Source organism: Photobacterium sp. 2_MG-2023, from assembly GCF_030547675.1.
GTDB classification, from domain to species: domain Bacteria; phylum Pseudomonadota; class Gammaproteobacteria; order Enterobacterales; family Vibrionaceae; genus Photobacterium; species Photobacterium arenosum.
On sequence record NZ_JAUOQQ010000029.1, the window covers coordinates 19,458 to 38,913 of the forward strand.

The following is a 19,456-nucleotide window of genomic DNA, read 5'->3' on the forward strand; positions in this document are numbered from 1 at the left end:
TCAGAAAACTTGAAGAGAATCTCAGTATGCCAGCCTTCTTAGCGGCAAACAAACGAATAAACAGGCGCATTTAAGGCGAATTTATTCAAACGCTTAATGCGTTACCTTGCCTCTCATCGATTTGACCTGCCCACGCTGGGTTTTCTTATCTACCCGCCGCCGCTGAGAGGATTTGGTCGGCTTTGTGGGCTGGCGTTTTTTCTCTTGCCTGGCTGCTGACTGAATCAAGGTCTGCAGCCTCTGCAGCGCATCTTCTTTATTCTGCTCCTGAGTTCTGAACTGCTGAGCCTTGATGATAATCACACCCTCTTTGGTTATCCGCTGATCAGAGAGCTGCAACAGCTTTTCTTTATAAAAATCAGGCAAAGTGGAGCGCTTAATATCAAAACGCAAGTGTATGGCACTAGAGACTTTATTGACATTCTGCCCTCCCGCTCCCTGAGCGCGAATGGCGGTAATTTCTATTTCCCAGTCTGCTATTTGTACTGTGTTCGATATCTGCAACATAACCACTTAATCGTTTGGACTTCCCTACTGGTATTATCTGGGCCTGAAGCATGAAATGCCAGTGAAAAGCCAAATTACCCAGGCTGATAACACCTTCAATATGTGATCTGCTCTGCATCTCGCCTGCGGGGGGATTCATCGTTTCCTTGAGTGAGCGTATCCTGTCGTCATCAACAATCATTATGTTTTACAACAGTCAGTTATGAATATTTTACTGGGGTATATCGCAGAATCTGGCCAGTTTTTACGCCCTTGGATCAGCGACATCGCAACGGCCATGATGGCATGCCTGCTCGTGGTATTTGGCTCAGATATCAATATGATACTGCGGCGTTATCTGTCGGGGACGAACTTTATCCTGCGCACCTGTGCCTTCATTTTTGTGAATGCATTCGGCTATGGCTTTATGATCATTGCTGCCGCACCCTGGTTAGCCAGGCAGTTGAGCGGGATGAGTAATGTATGGCTGTTTACCGTAATAGTGGGGACTTTCATCTTTCTTGGCAGCTGGGCGCAAAGGAATAACCAAGTGTAAATTAACCGCCTTGCGGCGGTTAATTTATTAAGTGGACCGATTAGAAATTCACTGTCAAACCATCGGTGCCAAGTATTTGGTCCAGTAGTGTGATATCAACAATCAGGGTATCACCGGCTTGCTCCGGATTATCTTCATTACCGTTACAAACCAGGTTCAGGTCATAAGTATCTAATGGCAAGTAACCAATCTCATACTGACCAGTGACAGGATCAACAGCTGCTGATGACACAGGTTCATTGTCAGAACCTAAATCACCAAACTGACCGCCATTGGCTATTGAATACACATAGACAAATGCATCAGACAAGTCGCCACTACACAACGATGCGCTTACCGTGCCGTCAATGGCAGCGACTGCTGTATTATCAACCACACGGACACCACGAGGTTTCAGCTGGTAGCCGTTGGCATTAAGTACCATACTTTTGCGCAAGTCAAATTCAATGGTATAAGCCTGGGTTGAATCAGCCTCGACAGTAAATCCATCAAGTTTCAGTTCACCGCTCGGGACGCGAATACTTTCCACAGCATCACTTTCAGTAACAACATGCGAATAAGGTGTGCCGTCAGTATATGTGCCCTTTTCCAATACAGAGAGGCGCATCTGAGTATATTGACCGGCAAGTAATACTTCATCGCTCAGCACCTGAAGGGCATTTGCACCTTGGTAATCCAGCAGGTCAATCACCATGAACTCAGGATTCCCGTTCGCATCTTCAGGAATAGAAAGTCCATCTGGCACGCACGATGCTGAGCTTTGAGCAGCGGCAAAAGACGTTGTTCCCCAAGACGCTTCACTGCCCCCTGTGTGATGAACCGTGATATTGTCAAATGCCACACAGACTTGCTTTAAACCATCAACCGGGGCGTCAGACATAGCCAGGGAAAGTTTTCCCGTCGACTGGTCATCTGAATCTGAGCCACAACCTGCCAATAGCATACTTACCGTAGCGGCTATCATTAATTTTTTCATTTGACTGCTCCACTCGCTTTTTGAGCAAGCTTAACGAGTTATTGCAGTCAAAGCATTATCCGCAACGAAAGTTAACAACAAGATGACAATGGCGAGCAGGGAAATACCCTCAGAGCATGCTGTGATGAAAAACAAGCTTCTTATTTGTTACGGGATTAATCCATCCGTATGCAGCCATGCTGGACAGAACGAGGATTCTCAAGGCGATGAAGACAGGAGCCTACTGACTGCAGATCCTGATATTGATACTTAACAACCATCGCGGCTGCCAGCAGCAAACCAATCAGCGAGAGACGAGTCAGCCACAGCCATTGCTTATGTAATGCCATTGCAAGTGTGAACAAACACCCTACAACGATAAGCAGCAAACTTGGTGCAATATAACCCAAAAGCACTCACTCACCTCAAAAATATGCCAATGACCGGAATAATACGGTGTTATACGGAATATTTAAAGATGATTTATACACATTTACATTCACTCAGAGTGGCATAATTATTAGGACAAATGACCATAAATGCATCTTTGGACTGAGATCTCACTTGAAAGACTTAAAAACAAAAAAGCCTCGATTTCTCAAGGCTTCTGTGAACAAAGCAACGGCAGAAACCTGAGAATTAAATGACAAGGCCACCATCAATTTTCAGTGTCTGCCCAGTGATAAACGCGGAATTATCACTGGCTAAAAACAACGCACCGTTTGCAATATCTTCTGGCTTACCCATACGCTGCAATGGTGTTTTCGATTTCATATACTCCAGGATTTTTTCAGGCAGGTTAACGGTCAGCGGCGTTTCCACAAAGCCAGGAGCGATACAGTTAGCTCGCACCTGAGCACCTTTTCGTGAAAATTCTTTAGCCCAGCCCTTAGTCATCGCTATCACTCCGCCTTTAGTGGCGGCATAATTGCTTTGTCCAATATTACCATCGGTACCTACCACAGATGACATAGTAATGATTGATCCTGCGCCGGACGCCATCATCACAGGTGCCACTGCCTGCGTCATATTGAACACCCCTTTCAGGTTCACGTCCAATACCATATCCCACTCATTTTCCGTCATTTTATCAATCAGGTTATCTCTGGTGATCCCCGCATTATTTACCAGCACATCTACACGACCATAATCTTTTACAATGTTGTCAACAAAGCGACTAACCGACTCCCGGTCACAGACATTCAACTCAATGGCTTTTACATTTTTGTAAGTTTTCTCCAGTTCAGCCATAGCTGCTGCATTCATATCACAGGCATAGACAATTTCAGCCTGCTGGTTAGCAAAGGTCTCGACAATACAACGGCCTATGCCTTGTGCGCCTCCCGTAACGATGCAAACTTTATTGTTCAACATACTTAATTCCCTCTTAGTTCAAAAAAACTGAAGCGAAAATCGAATCCAGTGCGGGCACACTGCTTCACCGCTCACTTCCATCATGTTGATTTTAGATGAAACAAATCAAAAGATTACCCTCAATGCTGCAATTCACCTTTGCGACCACTCTAATGAATCTATTAATCAAATCGCCCTGCTGCATACCGCAGCAATAATCATCAACTTTATCAAGACAGTTTGTTACCAATATGACATTAAATTACACAGGTCGCATTTCTCCCCTGAGTCACCTGTACTATTCCATATAAAACAGAGGATTAGTCGTTATCACTCCCTCGTCATGAACTCTTCACTGGTAATGAAGACGGCATTTGCTATAAATGTATCAGGGAAGTGCGCAAGGATCAGATGCAGACATGCTTGATAAAGTAGTTTTTTTTCTACACGTAGTGCGAAATGGCTCGTTAAGTGAAGCTGCAAAGCAATACGGGATTTCTGCGTCTGCCGGCAGCCGCTGGCTCAATGAGCTGGAAGAAAGCATGGGGGTCAGCCTGTTAAAAAGGACGACACGGAAAATATCACCGACCCAGGCAGGACAGCGTTTGTATGACAGGTTTAACCTGATAAACAGTGAAATCAATGATGTATTCAATGAAGTTCAGAATCTGAGTAATGAAGATAAAGGCCAGATACGCATAGCCAGCACACCTCTGTTTGCTAAGCGTTACCTCAGCCAGATTATTGGTGAATATGTCCAGCTCCATCCGTCTATCAATTTTGTTGTTCTAGAAACGGCATTTGAAGTCGATCATGTTCATGAAGTTGACTTCGCTATCCGTGCAAACGCAACCTACAGAGGTTTTCAAGATAAAGACAGTCTGCTGGTAAAACGATCGCTCATCCGTGAACCACTTATCGCCTGTTGTTCACCCAAATATATCGCACAGTACGGTGAGCCGCGCCTCCCCGAACAGTTAAAACAGCATTTTTGTCTTTACGCTACGACACTGGTCGGTGGCAATAAATGGATTTTTGAGCAACATGGTGAGTACAATTCCGTAGAAATAGCCCAAACCGTTGAAGCTGACGACAGCGAAATACTGAAGAATATTGCGCTTGCCGGAGGTGGTATCGCTTATCTGCCTTACAGTCTTGTCAGTGAAGAATTAAATAACGGCCGGCTTCAAGCTGTTCTCAAAAATTATGTCAGCAGCCAGTTTGAACTTAATCTTTACTTTAAACCCCGTAAGTACATGCCTGTACGTTGTGTTAATTTTAAAGACTATTTAATTGAACGCGTTGAGGAAATGGACAGAATAAATAAAAAAGCCCTGGGGTTACCCGACCCCATCAGAATACGAGTAACAGGATAAATCTGTCATATATTTTCTGCCATAGTGTTCCCGGTGAATTTCAGGCATAAAAAAACCGGGGAAACCCCGGTTTTTCTTTCATGGCATTTCAGTCAGCAATTACTCAGCGCTTGGCTTACTGCGTTCCTGACGTGGAGCGTGGTTACGCTCGCCACGGAAGCTGCCACGATGATCGCCACCACGGTTGCGATCAAAACGGCGCTCGCCTTCACGACGGCCACGGTTTCCATCACGTCCACCGCGCGGTGCACCATCACGTGGTGCGCCATCACGGCCGCCACGACGGTGTTCACGAAGAACATTGTCTTCAACAACCACGGCTTTCACGTCATTCTGACGAATACGCAGTTTCTTCAGTTGAGCGATGATTTCCGGGGTCATCTTCTTAGGTAACTGAACATAAGTATGCTCAGGAGCCAGTTTGATAGCACCGATATAGTCTTTGCTCAGACCCAGCTCGTTCGCGATAGCACCAACGATGTCTTTAACCTGAACACCTTGTTCACGGCCAACTTGCAACTGGTAAGTATCCCAATCGGCATTGTTGGACTGACGGCGCTCACGACGCTCGCCTCGTTCACTGCGCTCGCCACGTTCAGGGCGGTCACCACGACGATCACGACGTTGTTTCTCACGCTCGATCGCAGCAATCATAGGGTCCGGACCTTTATAGAACAAAGGACGATTACCTTGCTGACGTTTCAGCAGAATGGCTGCCAAAGTGGTCGCATCAACATCCACTGAACCTTGCAGTTTCTCAACCAGCTCTACAAATGCTTCCAGGCTGGCGCTTTCTTTCTGCTCTTCCAGCTCTTTACCCAGACGATCCAAACGCGCCAGAGCTACGTCATCACGCATAGGAAGCTGAATCTCTTCCATACGGGATTTCGTTACACGCTCAATGGTACGCAGCATGCGGATCTGGTTAGTGCGAACCAGAAGAATCGCTTTACCTTTACGTCCTGCACGGCCAGTACGACCAATACGGTGGATATAAGATTCAACATCAAACGGGATGTCGTAGTTAAATACGTGCGTAATACGTGGTACATCAAGACCACGAGCAACAACGTCAGTGGCTACCAGAATATCGATAACGCCACGTTTGATGTGATCAACTGTACGCTCACGCAGAGACTGAGGAATATCACCGTGAAGTGCAGCCGCTTTAAAGCCACGTGAAGACAGCCAATCAGCCAGTCGCTCAGTATCCTGACGGGTACGGACGAAAACGATTGATGCATCGGTTTCTTCAGTTTCCAGCATACGAATCATAGCTTCGTCTTTCTCTACGCCTTTTACGACCCAGAATTGCTGTTCTACTTTCGCTACGGTACGGTTTTCACCCGCAACATCAATGCGTGCAGGATCGCGCAGGAATCGGTCAACGATTTCCTTCACCATAGGTGGCATAGTTGCAGAGAAAAGTACGCGTTGTGCTGACTCTGGCGCTTGCTCCAGAATCCAGGTAACGTCGTCAACGAAACCCATTTTCAGCATTTCATCGGCTTCATCCAGAATGAAAGTATGGACTTCATCCAGGTGCAGGCGATCACGGCTGATCAGATCTTTCACACGACCAGGGGTACCAACAACAATGTGAGCGCCAGTCTTAAGCACACGCATTTGATCGACGATAGACGCACCGCCGTAGATTTCTAATACTTTCAGACCCTGGATATTTTTACCCAGGTTCTTAATTTCAGCAGCAACCTGAATAGCCAGCTCACGAGTAGGAGCCATAACAATTGCCTGAGGCTTATGTTGCTTCAGGTTAATTTTGTTCAGCAGAGGCAGAGAGAATGCAGCAGTTTTACCTGTACCAGTCTGAGCCTGACCCAGCGCATCGGTGCCGGTTAAAAGAAGTGGAATGGAAGCAGCCTGAATTGGAGTAGGTGCCACGAAGCCCATCGCATCAAGTGCGGATAAAAGAGTGTCGGCCAGTTCTAACTGGCGAAATTCTGTAACAGATTCTTGCATTGGGATCCCAATAGGTAATCGAACGTAAACGGGGCCCCTTTGCCTTTAACACGGTTCAGCAACTGTATCCACAAGCATGGGCCTCGACTAAGGCGCGCATTGTGCGCTATTCAAGTCGAAATTACCAGAAAAAATTGATTGCTGTCACAAATTATAACTTAAGCAATTATTTATTATTCAAACAGCTTGCGATATGTACATTCTGACAAGTTTTCTAGGCATACTGATTCTCATCCCATTGAAAATATTGATTCCTGCCACCTTGTTTCGCGAGATATAACCCCTGATCAGCACCTGCTAACAGCACCTCTTCCTGAATGTTTTCCGTCGGCATTCTGGAATACAGACCCATACTGATACTGATAACCCCTTGACGCGTACCAGAATGCGGGATCTTTAACTGATTGACGGCATCAAGCATTTCCTCTGCCAGTAGCCGGAGCGTCTCAGCATCCATTTCCGGTACAAGACAGACAAACTCTTCACCGCCATAACGGCTGAATACCGCTTTCTCATACCGGTTCACTATATTGTCTAATGTCACCGCGACCTGTTTAAGACACACATCGCCTCTTTGGTGCCCATAGGTATCATTAAAAGACTTAAAATGATCCACATCCAGAATAATAATACTTAGCGGTAACTGTTTGCGTTTGGCCACCTGCCAATAACGCTTCAACGTCAGATCAAAAAACCGTCTGTTCGCCACGCCGGTCAGGCCATCCTGCATGGACCAGGCTTCCAGCCGCCGGTTAGCGTCTTCTAATGCCTTATTGGTCTGCTGTAATTCCTGGGTGCGTAAATGCACGCGCTGTTCGAGTTCAGCATTCAGCTTGGTTAATGCTTCATGACTTTGCTTAATCACGATTTGCTGGCCCAGCGCCGCGCCAAATAATTTCATGATTTCTTTCTGGTGATCAGTCAGGCTTCGCTGGCTGATCAGGTTATCCGCTGCAATCCAGCCAATACAGTTGTCACTGTTCCACATTGATATCATGGCATTCCAGCCTGTACCGACCTGCTGCGTACCATAATAAAGAGGCGCATTTTCCTTAACCACTACCACGTCTTTGCGACTGAGTGCTTCATGGACCAGCGGATGATCAGGAATATCGTTAACAAAAGTGCGGCGAGACACAACATTGCCCTGAGGATCAGTGCCGTACGTCCCCTGCATGGTGTAATGCTGCATATCGGTCAGAAAGATAGCTAACCGATCGATCCCCAGCTTTTGCCGGCCCAGCTCTATCGCGGTTCTGTACAGACAATCCAGATCGTTGGATTCTGCAAGTGCCAGCGTGACCTCATGTAACTGCTTTAGTAAAGATAAGTATTCTCTGAGCGAGTAGTTACGAACTTCCAGTTCAGCCTCAACACTGCGCCGGCTGATATTATGTGTCAGTGCTTCTTCACGCAGCATATGTACACTGATATCAGACGCTATCAATAACAGTACTCGCTCGAAGGCTTTCAGGTTGTCATCCAGACGTTCTGGGATTGGCGTTTCTGCGTATAAATAGGCAACGACTTTTTCGTGCATTATGATCGGAAAAATCACCCGGCGCCAATCGCCTGTCTGTTCTGTCCAGATGGCTTTGAACGGCGTTGCAGACTGGGCAGAAACGGCCTTACGGGATTGTTTGGATTCTAAAAGTAAATCTGCTGGTACACCATTGTAGTTCGACAAGGGTAAAGGATGCAGGTAATACTTAAACTCTTCATTACCCATCCAGCTAGCTAGCACTTTCGATTGGCCTTCATGCTCAACTAGCAATGTCAGATAGGTTAAATCCAGCATATGATGCAGCGTTGAAAGCAAACGATGGCACCAACGCTCCATGTTTGCCTGACGGGCAAGCGTATCAACGAGTTTATCCAACTCATCGTTGAGTTTAAACGGCATGCTTTTCCTTACGCGATTATCTGTCTTATCACTTCATCGTGGGTAGAACAGAGTACAAAATACTCCAGATTGAAAATAATAACGACCTCAGATGCACACTTCGAAAATTGAAGGATAACTTTCTGCAACATTTGTGACCAATCATTAATATGAACAATTAATGTCCGTTATTCCACCAGAGGCGTTTATCCGGCCATTGATAGGTATATCATTGTATATTAAGTCGTTCTGACACTTTTCCGACAAATGATTACCCAGATCTGGATAACCAGAATTTCTGCTGAATGAATAGCTTTATCAACAGCACTCACTGCCCTTCTTGACAGTGAAAGCCGGAAAAGTCGGATTACCCTTGGTTTTGAGCCTGTTAATACGTATAGTGTGACGGTTCATAATCCGGGACCAGGCATAATGTTTCAAGATAATCCGCTTTTAGCACAATTGAAAAAACAAATTCAAGAATCGCTTCCTAAGAAGGAAGGCCAAATCAAAGCCACTGACCGCGGTTTTGGTTTTCTGGAAGTCGATGGAAAAGAAAGCATCTTCATTCCACCTAACTATATGAAAAAGGTAATGCACGGCGATCGTGTCATTGCTGTTATTCGTACAGAAAAAGAGCGTGAAGTTGCTGAGCCGCAAGAGTTGGTTGAACAGTTCATGACTCGCTTTATCGGCCGCGTCAAACTGATCAAAGACCGCCTGAATGTTGTTCCGGATCATCCACAGCTGAAAGAAGCTATCAAAGCTCGTACAGTCAAGGGATTAAACCCTGAAACCCTGAAAGAAGGTGACTGGGTTGTCGCTCATCTGACTCGCCATCCTCTTGTTGGCGATAACAAGACTTTCTTCTGTGAAATCAAAGAAAAAATTACCGATAGCGAAGATAAAATTGCCCCATGGTGGGTCACGCTGGCACGCCATGATCTTCCTAATGCTGAACCTGCTCCGCAAGAGAGCTGGAACATGCTTGACGAAGGTCTGACACGTGAAGACCTGACAGAAATACCTTTCATTACTATTGATGGCGAATCAACCAAAGACATGGACGATGCCATTTATACCGTAGCGAAAGAAGATGGCAGCTTCGAAATCACTATAGCGATTGCCGATCCGACGTCTTACATCGAAGTTGGCAATGAAATGGATAAGGAAGCTCGCGAGCGCGGCTTCACAATCTACCTGCCAGGCCGCAACATCCCTATGTTGCCACGCGAGCTGAGCGATGAGCTTTGTTCTCTGATGGAGAATGAAAAACGCCCTGCCCTATGTTGCCGTGTAACGGTGGATAAAGACGGTGTGATTGGCGACGACATTACTTTCTTTGCGGCATGGATCCGTTCACAAGGCCGTTTAAGCTACGATGATGTCTCCGACTACCTGGAAAATTGCAGCTCAGCAAACTGGTCTCCTTCTGCAGTTATCGATGAGCAGGTACGAGCCCTGCAGGCTTTTGCCAATGCCCGTAGCGAATGGCGCAGCAAAAACGCCGTGGTGTTCCCGGATCGTCCGGACTACCGCTTCGAATTGAGCGAAGACAACAATGTGATCGCAATACATACCGATCCTCGTCGCACTGCGAACCGAATGATCGAAGAAGCCATGATCACCGCGAATATCTGTGCCGGACGTATGCTTCAGGAAAAATTCGGCAAAGGTGTTTACAACACTCATGCTGGCTTCAATCCTGAAAAACTCGATACCGCCATGGACTTCCTGACCAATGCAGAAGCGCCATTCGACAAAGAGCAGTTGCTGACGCTGGAAGGCTTTAGCGCCCTTCGCCGTTGGCTGAACACGCTTGATACCACTTATCTGGATAACCGACTGCGCAAATTCCAGGCCTACAGTGAAGTAGGCAACACACCTGCTCCGCATTTCGCAATGGGCCTGGATGTCTACGCAACCTGGACTTCTCCGATTCGTAAATACGGCGATATGATCAATCACCGGATGCTGAAAGCGGTCATTTCCGGCAATGAGCCGACTCAAACGCCAGATGACAATATTGGTGAGGAAATTGCCACCCATCGCCGTAATCACCGTATGGCAGAACGTGATGTAGCTGACTGGCTATATGTTCGCCTGCTAAAAGACGCGGTTCAGGAAGGTACAGTCTTTACCGCTGAAGTGTTCGATATCAATCGCGCCGGCATGCGTGTTCGCTTGCTTGAAAACGGTGCTTCGGCCTTTATTCCTGCGCCACTGATTCTGGACAATAAGCAACGCATCGAATGTAACGGTGATCTGGGCATCATTAATATCGATAAAGTGCGCGAGTTCCAGCTTGGTGATCACTTCGACATTGTCCTGACAGAAGTCCGTGAAACCACACGTCAATTGGTTGCCAAACCTGTTAAGCAATTCCCTGAGATTAACGCTCAGGAACCCGAAGAAAATCAGGCCGAAACCGAAAAAGCGTGATAATCCCAAGAACCAGGTTGGAACTCTCCAACCTGGTTTCACTCTCCAATCTGAATAGTCATACACACACTCTGGTATTCCATGTCGTATCTCCATAACGTTGAACAATGGCTTGATAATGTCGTCATTGGTTTGAATCTGTGCCCGTTTGCAGCAAAACCGCGCAGAAAGGGACAAATTCGTATTGCAATTTATGAGACGGATTCTCTCGAAACACTGATGGAAAGTATCTATCAGGAGTTAATACGTTTGGATGAGACACCAGTGTGTGATCTTGATACAAGCCTTATCGTTTGCCCTAACGTTTTACAGGATTTTGACGAGTACAATCAGTTTCTTGATATGGTGGATGCCTTAATCAGACAGTGCGACCGGGATGGTATCTATCAGGTTGCCAGTTTTCACCCCGATTATTATTTTTACGGGACTAGACCAGAAGATGCTGAAAACCTGACAAACCGGGCTCCGTACCCCATCTTTCACCTCATTCGTGAAGATAGTATGGAAAAAGTGCTGGCTCACTATCCTGATCCTGAAGGAATACCTGAGCGCAATATTGAAAAAATGAATGCATTATCCGAGAAAGACATTCGCCGTCTTTTCCCGTTTTTATTTAGCAAAGCCTAAATGATAACCATGCAGGGCTTATTAATTTCATACCTCTGACCTATGAATCAAAAGAACTCATTGACCAACCTTATCGAGTGTAAACATTCAAATGTGTTGGGATTAAGCATTAAGTTAGCTATGATATCTCCTTGATAGGGAATATTGTAATGCATACACTCTCATTTTCAGTATTTAGAAACGCCAAAATGCGTTTCGCTCTGCCTTTGGCCCTTGTGGCAGGCACTTTTGCGGCTCATAGCGACATCGTTGCTATCATGTCGCAACACGTTGATGTTTTGCTACTGCTTCCCTACATATTGCTGAGTCTGGTAATGATGTTGTGTCAGCCATTCAACCAAAGTAAAACTGGAATCAGCGCAATGCTGATGCTACTTGCCTACTATCTGATTCAGCAAAACCTGCAGGCGCCACTTTCTCAGTCGCAAACCGGGGTAACATATATTTTACTGGCAGTACTGCTGCCGCTTAACCTGTTCCAACTTCACTTTATTCCTGAAAGGCGGCTTTTCTCGCGCTTTGGTTTGATCTACCTCAGCGTGCTGGGCCTGCAGCTTTGCTGGGGCTGGTTACTGATCAATCATGTAAACCCTGAACATTATAACGCCACCTGGCAGATGTATTTTTATACCATCGGTGAGTATTCACCGTTACCTCTGCTCTTAATAATCATGATTGTTGCCCTGGCTTGTGCCAGCGCTTCTATTATTCTGAAAAGAAATCAAGGCTATGATCAGGCCACCTTCATCTGTCTGCTGTTTACCGGGCTAACGCTATTTCAGTTCCAGCAGCCCTATATTTCCAGTGTTGCCTTTACAGCCGCTTCCAGTTTGCTGTTACTGAATCTGATTTCCTGTTCGCATGAATTGGCTTTCATTGATCCGCTGACGGGCATACCCGGACGCCGGGCAATGGAAACTGAGTTAAAGCACCTTGGCCGCACATACACACTGGCAATGCTGGATGTCGATCACTTCAAGAAATTCAATGATAAATTCGGCCATAAGACGGGCGATGATGTACTGCGTTTAGTTGCCCAGCTACTCCTTAATATCAATATCAAAGCGGATGTGTACCGTTATGGTGGCGAAGAGTTCACCATCTTAATTAAGGGAAAAACCAAAAATCAGTGTCTTGATGCGCTTGAAGAATTACGTGAAGCCATAGCCAGCTACCCTATGCACATCAGAGATTTCGAAAAGCGACCTTCTGATGATGAAGACGGTAAGCGAAAACGCGGAAAGAGCAAGCAATCCGAAGTGGTACAAATTACCGTCAGTATTGGTGTTGCAGACAGCCTGGAAGACTCCAGAACCGCTAACGTTTTAAAAGTGGCAGACAAAGCACTGTATAAAGCTAAGCAAAACGGCCGAAATCAGGTTGTGTAGCACACCTGTCGCTCGCAATCTGTTTAAAAGCGTAACAGCCTTATCGTATTGATAAGGCTGTTACATTTCTTTCTGTCCAGTGGCTATTTATAACCGCCGACAACCATAGGCAATACCTGCTTTAATTTGACTTGATTTCTGTGCACCGCTTCTGCAGGCAGCGGCAGAAAACCATGCTTTTCAATTATTGACTGGTTTTCCTGGTCAAGCGTTAAGTCAACCAGCACCTGCTGCTCACTTGTCAGCCCTTGCTGCTTGGGTGGGATGTTCAACGACAGAAAATAGACATTTGCCAATGGATAACGCCCCGACAGCACGGTTTCCGGATCTATGGTGAAGGCTTTGCCTCTGTCATCCAAAATTGCAATCCGTTTCAGCTCATCAGGCAGCTCGGGTAATACCGAGTAACCAATCGCATTGATATCACTGCGAATCTTATCATTCATTTCATCATGGCTGCGGAGAAACTGTGTAGCCAGATATTGCTCACTGCCGCAGTCCACCAGCTTAGAAAAGTTTAAATGCGTGTCCAGTTCACCCGAGACAGCATAAGGAACAGCCTCAGAAAAGTCGTCATTCTGATGATCTGGCAGCTGACGCCAGTCCAGCTTCTGAGGTGTATCCTGGCAACCAAAAATCTGTTTCAGCTGTCCCATCGACATGGCTCTTACGGGGTTATCTTTATTAACAAGAATAGAAACCGCATCGTAGGTAAAAAATATCTGTACTGGACGATAACCGAATGCGTTCTCAAACAAGGCTATTTCGCTATCCAGCCATTTGCGGGAGCTGATACCCAGACGGGCTTCATCGGCGATCATGGCTGCCTGAATATCGCCTTTCTCAATCAGTTGAACGGGGGTATTTTGCGCATTGGCCAGTTCTTTGACCATTACATTCAGCTCTTTTTCAACGGCTACCGCAGCTTGCACTGAACCGGTGGCCAGCATGATCCCCGCTGCAATCAGGGTGTGTGTCATCAATCGCATGGTGTGATTTATCCTGTCACTGAGTTTGCTCGGAACTGAAAATTGTCCAAGCTGGCTTCACTGCCATTTCCTGCTTAGTAACAACAGCAATAGTGCGGCGTTTACGTACTTTTAAAAACTGGGTCAGCGACGTTATCTGCGTATATCGCTGCTCAGAAATACGTTCCGGGGCAATACCGTTCAGCACCAGTGCATCTTTGATGACACCTGTACGCCTTTGTGCCAACGCATCATTATATTCATCGGTACCTTCCGGGCTGGTATCCCCCACTAAAATCACTTTGGCTTCGTGATTGTCATTCATGATAGTCAAAAGCTCATCAAATGAGTCTGACTGATCCAACCGAATATGGTCATCATCAAAGTTAAAGTACACAGATAAAACATCTAATTTTTCAAACACCTGCCAGGAAGCACAGCCATGCTCATCAACCTGGGCGCCCCGGAGAGTGTCTAAACAGATATCTCTTTGATTGATCACACCATCCTGATCGGCATCACGCAGGTCATCAATCTGATGACGTGTTGTTGCCGTATCCGGCATGTCAGCACAGGCAGACAGTATTAATAAAGACAGGGTGATCAATCCAATCTGACTATGTCTCATCCTTGTTTCTCCTTCTCTGTCTGCCATTCTTCAGGGTGTTCTACACGCAATGCATAAGTCAGAATCCCCATAGCATTGAACATTCGGTAAGCAGCCAGGGTGTGATCGTATGACGCATTCACGTAGTTCTTTCTGGCAAGAAAGACTTCCACTTTAGCATCAAGTACATCAAGCAGGCTGCGACGTCCGACGTTGAACTGCTGCACATAGCCATCCTCTGCTGCTTTGGCCGCATCGACGTTCTGTTGCAACAATTGCTTCTGAGTCTCCAGCATGTTGTAGGCATTCCATGCCAGTGTTGTACCTTCCCGTACCTGGCGTTCAGCTCTTAAACGGATTGATCTGGCTTGCTCTGCCCGCCATGCTGCCGACTCGATGCGGGCATTGGTACTTCCCCCGTTAAACAAGTCATAATCTAAAGTGAGCATGACACGAGCATCTTCCTCCGGCCCTTCTACGCCCCCGATATTTTCATTTTTATTACCATAAGCCTCCAGTTTCAGCTCAGGGTAATAACCCCCTTTTTCGCGCCTGACTTCTTCGCGGGCCGCTTTGATATCAAGAATGGCAGCCTGTATTTCCGGGTGATTTTCAACAGCCTGGTTAATCGCTATGTCCAGATCGGGAGGCAATAAGCTGTAATCAAATACAGGCGTGACTAACTCTTTAGTTGGCAGCCCGACCAATCGCATAAACTGCGCTTCCTGATCGTACAGATTATTTTGGGCAGAAATTTGCGTGGATTTTGCCGTTGCCACACGGGCTGCGATTTGAGCCAGATCCGAGTTACTGCTCAGCCCTTTGTTTTTCCTGTCAAGAATATTGTTATAAATGGTTTCATGGTCAATAACATTCCGTTTGCTTAACTCAAGAATTTGTTGCGACTTCAGATATTCGAGATAGACCCGCACGACATCCAGTGCAACATTTTCGGCGTCGGCAATCAGTGTTAATCGTTCAGATTCAGCCTCATAACCCAGCCGGTCAATATTGGCGGACGTTTTCAAGCCATCGAAAATCAGCTGTGACACTTTCACGCCCACTTCAGTACGTGTCAGCCCCCTGTCATCCGGCGCAATTTTATTCCCGCTGCTGTAGCGGGTTTCTTCATAACCGGCCGCGGCGTAAAGGTTAACCTGGGGTAAATAAAAGCCTTGGGCTTCGTCCTGATCTCTGACGACAGACTGGAATCTGGCATATTGCCCCAGTACGTCCGGGCTGTAATCAATTGCTGCAGCGACCGACTCTTCAAGAGAAAGCGCATAAGCTGAGGATATTCCCATCGGAGTCAAACCAAGCATACAACTCATCAAAAGTAGTTTGGATCGCATTACCTATCCTGTCCTTGTTGTTATTAGGGTTCACGCAGAGCAACTTCTTTCGCTCTTAACAAAGGTTTGAGCCAGTAACTCAAAACAGTTTTCTGTCCGGTCAGTATGTCCACAACGGTCTGCATGCCGGGAATGATGGTGAAGGGCTGAACTTCTTCGTTCGCATCAAGCTGAATATGCGCCCGGTAATAAGCATCCCCTTCTTCCGTTTGCAATGCATCCGCACTGACATAGATCACTTTTCCTTTCTTGCCGCCATAGATAACAAAGTCATACGCGGAGAACTTTACCGTTGCTTCGAGACCCACATGAACAAAAGCGATATCCTGAGGCGAAATTTTGGTCTCGACAATCAAACTACTGTTATAAGGCACCAATTCCATAATGGGTTCACCCGGACGAACAACGCCGCCAATCGAGCGGATAAGCACATCTTTTACTGTGCCCTCCACTGGGGATAAAATTTGTGTCCTTTTCAGTTGATCGGCCAACGCCTGCTGGCTTTCATTCAACTGGGCCAGTTTGGCTGCAACTTCGTTTAACTGGCCTTGTGCCTTGGAGCGAAAATCAAATGCAATGCCCCGAAAATCGACAATCGCTTCGGAATAGGTTGCTTTCTGTTTTTGTGCCAAAGTGTTGGCACTGGCCAAATCCCCGATCAGTTTCACATAGTCGCGTCGCAATTTAAGCAGTTCGACTTCAGCCACAGCACCGCTTGCTACGACATCTCTAAGCATTGAGATCTCTTTTTCGACGATTTCCAAACTGCGTTTGAGTGTCTCAATGGTATTTTGCGTGTCCTGGTAGGCCTGATCCTGTTGATCGATGCGCAACTTGGCTTGTTCCAATTCGGAGGCAAGCTGCTCTAACCGCTCAGCATAATTGGCTCTGGCATTCAGCTCCGCAGGTATCGCCGGGTCAACCGCCAATGGCTGCATGTCAATCGTAACCTGGTGGTGCCAGTCTGCCGCCCTGGCATTGACCTTTACACTGTGCAGCTCGGCCTTAAGCCGTTTCTCCTGCGCCAGCAAGCTCTGTACCTGCTGGCTAGCCTCCTGATAGGCCGCGCGAAAGCGGGTATCGTCCAGTATCATTAAAGGCTGCCCTTTGCTGACCCGGTCGCCCTGATTCACTAACACCTGCCTGATAATTCCGCCTTCGAGGCTTTGTATCTTTTGTACCGACAAGGTAGGGACAACTTTACCTTCACCCACCACAACTTCATCCAGCCTGGCCCAACTGGCCCAAATCAGGGTTGCCGCGCACAACGCCACACATAACCAGATCAACTTACGGGAGCGGTAAGCCTGCCGATTGTTAGACCACATGATCTGACTACTCATGCTGGCCTCCTTTAACTATGCTGACCGAACGAATCCGGCTGGTTTGCCTGCCTTCCTGATGTGACAGGATGTCCTGAGGCTTACCATCGGCCACCAGCTTGCCTTTATCCAGTACCAATATCCGATCACAGAGCGACAAAAATGACGACTGATGCGAGCAGATGACAATCGAAGTATCCCTCGGCAAGCCTTGTATACTTTGGAAAAGCTGAGTGGTTGCCTGTTTATCCAAACCTGTGGTGGGTTCATCCATCAGCAACAGGGAAGGATGACGATAAAATGCCCTTGCGATAGCCACAGCCTGCTTCTGACCGCCAGAAAGATGTCGCCCGTTTTCACCTACCTGGGTTTCCAGGCCGTGTATCAAACGTGGCATGTAGGCATTTAATCCGGATAGCTCAATCGCATTCGCCAGACGGCTTTCATCAATGACGTCATTACCAAACGTGATGTTTTCGTAAACAGTACCAAAGATGAATCCTGGCGTTTGCCCGACCCAGCCGACAGCATTCCGTACTACACTGGGTGGCCACAAATTGGCATCCAACTGCTCATAATACATTTGCCCGTGCGTCGGTTGCAGTTGCCTGGCGATCAGCGCCATCAGTGTGGATTTACCTGAGCCTGCGTTACCAATAATACCGATCCGCTCGCCGCCTTTTACACTGAATGTAATATTTTCCAGTACGTCCAGCTCTGAATCCGGATACCGAAAGCTCACATTATCCAGTGCAAAACTGCCTTTATATTCACCGCGATCTATCACCTGATGAGGCGTCTCTTCCTGTGGTAACGCCATGATCTGATTCAGGCCATCGATGGCTGAACGGGTTTGCTGATAACGCAGGAGCAGCATAGATAACTGATTGACCGATCCTGCCGCTCGTCCGCTTAACATCACAATGGCAATTAACCCGCCCATGCTGAGGTGACCTTCCGCAATCTGATACACACCCAGTGCAATCAAAAAGACGGTAACCAGTTGCTGACTGCTCATAATGGAATGCGATACCAGATTTGAATAATATCTCGACTGAGTCTGCCATTCCGACAGTGCAACAACCGTCTGTTCCCAGCGTTTTTGTACCAGCCCCTCGGCATTATTCTGTTTGATTTCCGTCAGAGTACTCAGGCTGTCAAACAGCTGCGCCTGACGCTGAGTTGAGTAACGGCCCGATTCCGTAAACGTGTCGGCTATTTTGTTTTTCATCACGGCGCTTAATAACAGCAAACCGAGCATGACTGTGACCGGGACAAACATCATCGCCCCGCCCAGCCAGCCAATAAGCAACAAAAACAGGGCGGTAAAAGGCAGGTCGATCAGCGCAACCAGTGTGATCGACGTAAAGAAGTCTTTTACGCTGTCAAACTCCTGTAACTGGCGGGTAAACGCACCCACCGACTGTGGCCTGTGCTCCAGCTGCATACCCAGGACTCGCTGAAACAACTGCGCCGACAATTTGTTATCCAGATACCGGCTGGCCATATCTGTAACTGAGCTTCGGGCGCTACGCAGCAACCAGTCAAAAACAATCACCACCAGCACACCAACAGACAGCACCCAGAGTGTGTTAAATGCCTGATTGGGAACAACCCTGTCATACACATTCATAGTGAACAGCGGCATGACCAGAGCAAGCAAATTGATGACAATCGATGCCACAAACATATCCCTGTACCAGGGCCGCACTTCCCTGATAACGGCACGAAACCAATGCATCTGTCTGGCTGGCTTGACATCGTCTACCCGACTGTCGCTTTGCGGCACTGCAGATACCTGCCAGATTTCCGGCTGAATCGTTTGCAACAGCTGAGTGTCTGACCATAACTGATCTTCAATACTTTGCCCCGGCAAGTGCACCCTGTACTGCCCTTGCTCTTTCGCAACCAGAATCATTGGCTGGCCCGTTAACGAAACAGCAACAGCAGGCAAGGTCGCTTGCCCTAATTGGCGTTTGTCTATCGCACCACTTTCCAGTTGCACCTGTGCGGCCGCCCGTATAAACAGCTCAGCCGTCAGCTGGCCTTGCTCCAATGGCAGGCCCGCTGTCACTTTCAGGGGGTGACAACGAAGGCCGTAATGACAGCAGAACCAGATGATCGTTTCCAGCCACTCATCTTTACCCGGTTTTTCAGACATT

Annotated in this window: 15 protein-coding genes; 5 read left to right on the forward strand and 10 right to left on the reverse strand. The window is 47.1% G+C overall.

Annotated elements, in window-relative coordinates; translation table 11 throughout:
- Window positions 1-93 precede the first annotated feature (93 nt).
- Window positions 94-507 (reverse strand): alternative ribosome rescue aminoacyl-tRNA hydrolase ArfB, encoded by a 414-nt coding sequence (gene arfB, locus Q4491_RS18840; RefSeq protein ID WP_303459836.1) that lies wholly within the window; start codon window positions 505-507, stop codon window positions 94-96.
- Between the two features lie 202 nt (window positions 508-709).
- On the opposite strand from arfB, the gene Q4491_RS18845 reads away from it, so the two are divergent.
- Complete coding sequence (locus Q4491_RS18845; RefSeq protein WP_192013579.1) at window positions 710-1,042, forward strand: DUF3392 domain-containing protein; 333 nt, start codon at window positions 710-712, stop codon at window positions 1,040-1,042.
- 40 nt (window positions 1,043-1,082) lie between these two features.
- On the opposite strand, the gene Q4491_RS18850 is transcribed toward Q4491_RS18845, so the two are convergent.
- Entirely contained in the window at window positions 1,083-2,018 is a 936-nt protein-coding gene (locus Q4491_RS18850) for a DUF4382 domain-containing protein (RefSeq protein WP_192013577.1), read from the reverse strand.
- Between the two features lie 618 nt (window positions 2,019-2,636).
- Window positions 2,637-3,371: a 3-oxoacyl-ACP reductase FabG gene (fabG, locus tag Q4491_RS18855; protein WP_303459837.1), complete on the reverse strand. Its 735-nt coding sequence runs from the start codon at window positions 3,369-3,371 to the stop codon at window positions 2,637-2,639.
- A gap of 398 nt (window positions 3,372-3,769) precedes the next feature.
- Between fabG and Q4491_RS18860 the strand changes: the two genes are divergently transcribed.
- The gene (locus Q4491_RS18860) at window positions 3,770-4,726 is read left to right on the forward strand and encodes a LysR family transcriptional regulator (protein WP_303459839.1); all 957 of its coding nucleotides are present in this window, start codon (window positions 3,770-3,772) and stop codon (window positions 4,724-4,726) included.
- 99 nt (window positions 4,727-4,825) lie between these two features.
- Here Q4491_RS18860 and Q4491_RS18865 read toward each other — a convergent pair whose 3' ends face one another.
- Together Q4491_RS18865 and Q4491_RS18870 are read right to left on the reverse strand one after the other, a co-directional pair.
- Window positions 4,826-6,706: a DEAD/DEAH box helicase gene (locus Q4491_RS18865; protein WP_192013569.1), complete on the reverse strand. Its 1,881-nt coding sequence runs from the start codon at window positions 6,704-6,706 to the stop codon at window positions 4,826-4,828.
- Window positions 6,707-6,920: 214 nt separating this feature from the next.
- Entirely contained in the window at window positions 6,921-8,609 is a 1,689-nt protein-coding gene (locus tag Q4491_RS18870; RefSeq protein WP_303459843.1) for a diguanylate cyclase, read from the reverse strand.
- A 411-nt stretch (window positions 8,610-9,020) separates the two neighbouring features.
- Here Q4491_RS18870 and Q4491_RS18875 point away from each other — a divergent pair, with 411 nt between their 5' ends.
- From Q4491_RS18875 to Q4491_RS18885, 3 genes are all read left to right on the forward strand, one after another.
- Window positions 9,021-11,030, forward strand: coding sequence for an exoribonuclease II (locus Q4491_RS18875; protein ID WP_303459846.1), 2,010 nt, complete (start codon window positions 9,021-9,023; stop codon window positions 11,028-11,030).
- 81 nt (window positions 11,031-11,111) lie between these two features.
- The gene (locus Q4491_RS18880; protein ID WP_192013562.1) at window positions 11,112-11,657 is read left to right on the forward strand and encodes a DUF1415 domain-containing protein; all 546 of its coding nucleotides are present in this window, start codon (window positions 11,112-11,114) and stop codon (window positions 11,655-11,657) included.
- Between the two features lie 149 nt (window positions 11,658-11,806).
- Entirely contained in the window at window positions 11,807-13,045 is a 1,239-nt protein-coding gene (locus Q4491_RS18885) for a GGDEF domain-containing protein (RefSeq protein WP_192013560.1), read from the forward strand.
- An 83-nt stretch (window positions 13,046-13,128) separates the two neighbouring features.
- On the opposite strand, the gene Q4491_RS18890 is transcribed toward Q4491_RS18885, so the two are convergent.
- The 5 genes from Q4491_RS18890 to Q4491_RS18910 are packed head-to-tail and all read right to left on the reverse strand — an operon-like array spanning window position 13,129 to window position 19,455.
- Entirely contained in the window at window positions 13,129-14,034 is a 906-nt protein-coding gene (locus tag Q4491_RS18890; protein WP_303459849.1) for a PstS family phosphate ABC transporter substrate-binding protein, read from the reverse strand.
- A 16-nt stretch (window positions 14,035-14,050) separates the two neighbouring features.
- Window positions 14,051-14,641, reverse strand: coding sequence for an OmpA family protein (locus tag Q4491_RS18895; RefSeq protein WP_192013556.1), 591 nt, complete (start codon window positions 14,639-14,641; stop codon window positions 14,051-14,053).
- On the reverse strand, window positions 14,638-15,972 hold the full coding sequence (locus Q4491_RS18900; RefSeq protein WP_303459853.1) for a TolC family outer membrane protein: 1,335 nt from the start codon (window positions 15,970-15,972) through the stop codon (window positions 14,638-14,640). The genes Q4491_RS18895 and Q4491_RS18900 overlap by 4 nt, the downstream gene beginning before the upstream one ends.
- 23 nt (window positions 15,973-15,995) lie before the next feature.
- Window positions 15,996-17,315 (reverse strand): HlyD family type I secretion periplasmic adaptor subunit, encoded by a 1,320-nt coding sequence (locus Q4491_RS18905; protein ID WP_303459858.1) that lies wholly within the window; start codon window positions 17,313-17,315, stop codon window positions 15,996-15,998.
- Window positions 17,308-19,455 (reverse strand): type I secretion system permease/ATPase, encoded by a 2,148-nt coding sequence (locus Q4491_RS18910; RefSeq protein WP_303459899.1) that lies wholly within the window; start codon window positions 19,453-19,455, stop codon window positions 17,308-17,310. Before Q4491_RS18910 ends, Q4491_RS18905 begins: the two co-directional genes overlap by 8 nt.
- Between the last annotated feature and the right edge of the window lies 1 nt (window position 19,456).

Excerpts from the sequence above, each read along its gene's own strand:
- arfB (WP_303459836.1), bottom strand. The coding sequence starts at position 507 with ATGTTGCAGATATCGAACACAGTACAAATAGCAGACTGGGAAATAGAA.
- Q4491_RS18845 (WP_192013579.1), top strand. The coding sequence starts at position 710 with ATGAATATTTTACTGGGGTATATCGCAGAATCTGGCCAGTTTTTACGC.
- Q4491_RS18850 (WP_192013577.1), bottom strand. The coding sequence starts at position 2,018 with ATGAAAAAATTAATGATAGCCGCTACGGTAAGTATGCTATTGGCAGGT.
- fabG (WP_303459837.1), bottom strand. The coding sequence starts at position 3,371 with ATGTTGAACAATAAAGTTTGCATCGTTACGGGAGGCGCACAAGGCATA.
- Q4491_RS18860 (WP_303459839.1), top strand. The coding sequence starts at position 3,770 with ATGCTTGATAAAGTAGTTTTTTTTCTACACGTAGTGCGAAATGGCTCG.
- Q4491_RS18865 (WP_192013569.1), bottom strand. The coding sequence starts at position 6,706 with ATGCAAGAATCTGTTACAGAATTTCGCCAGTTAGAACTGGCCGACACT.
- Q4491_RS18870 (WP_303459843.1), bottom strand. The coding sequence starts at position 8,609 with ATGCCGTTTAAACTCAACGATGAGTTGGATAAACTCGTTGATACGCTT.
- Q4491_RS18875 (WP_303459846.1), top strand. The coding sequence starts at position 9,021 with ATGTTTCAAGATAATCCGCTTTTAGCACAATTGAAAAAACAAATTCAA.
- Q4491_RS18880 (WP_192013562.1), top strand. The coding sequence starts at position 11,112 with ATGTCGTATCTCCATAACGTTGAACAATGGCTTGATAATGTCGTCATT.
- Q4491_RS18885 (WP_192013560.1), top strand. The coding sequence starts at position 11,807 with ATGCATACACTCTCATTTTCAGTATTTAGAAACGCCAAAATGCGTTTC.
- Q4491_RS18890 (WP_303459849.1), bottom strand. The coding sequence starts at position 14,034 with ATGCGATTGATGACACACACCCTGATTGCAGCGGGGATCATGCTGGCC.
- Q4491_RS18895 (WP_192013556.1), bottom strand. The coding sequence starts at position 14,641 with ATGAGACATAGTCAGATTGGATTGATCACCCTGTCTTTATTAATACTG.
- Q4491_RS18900 (WP_303459853.1), bottom strand. The coding sequence starts at position 15,972 with ATGCGATCCAAACTACTTTTGATGAGTTGTATGCTTGGTTTGACTCCG.
- Q4491_RS18905 (WP_303459858.1), bottom strand. The coding sequence starts at position 17,315 with ATGAGTAGTCAGATCATGTGGTCTAACAATCGGCAGGCTTACCGCTCC.
- Q4491_RS18910 (WP_303459899.1), bottom strand. The coding sequence starts at position 19,455 with ATGTCTGAAAAACCGGGTAAAGATGAGTGGCTGGAAACGATCATCTGG.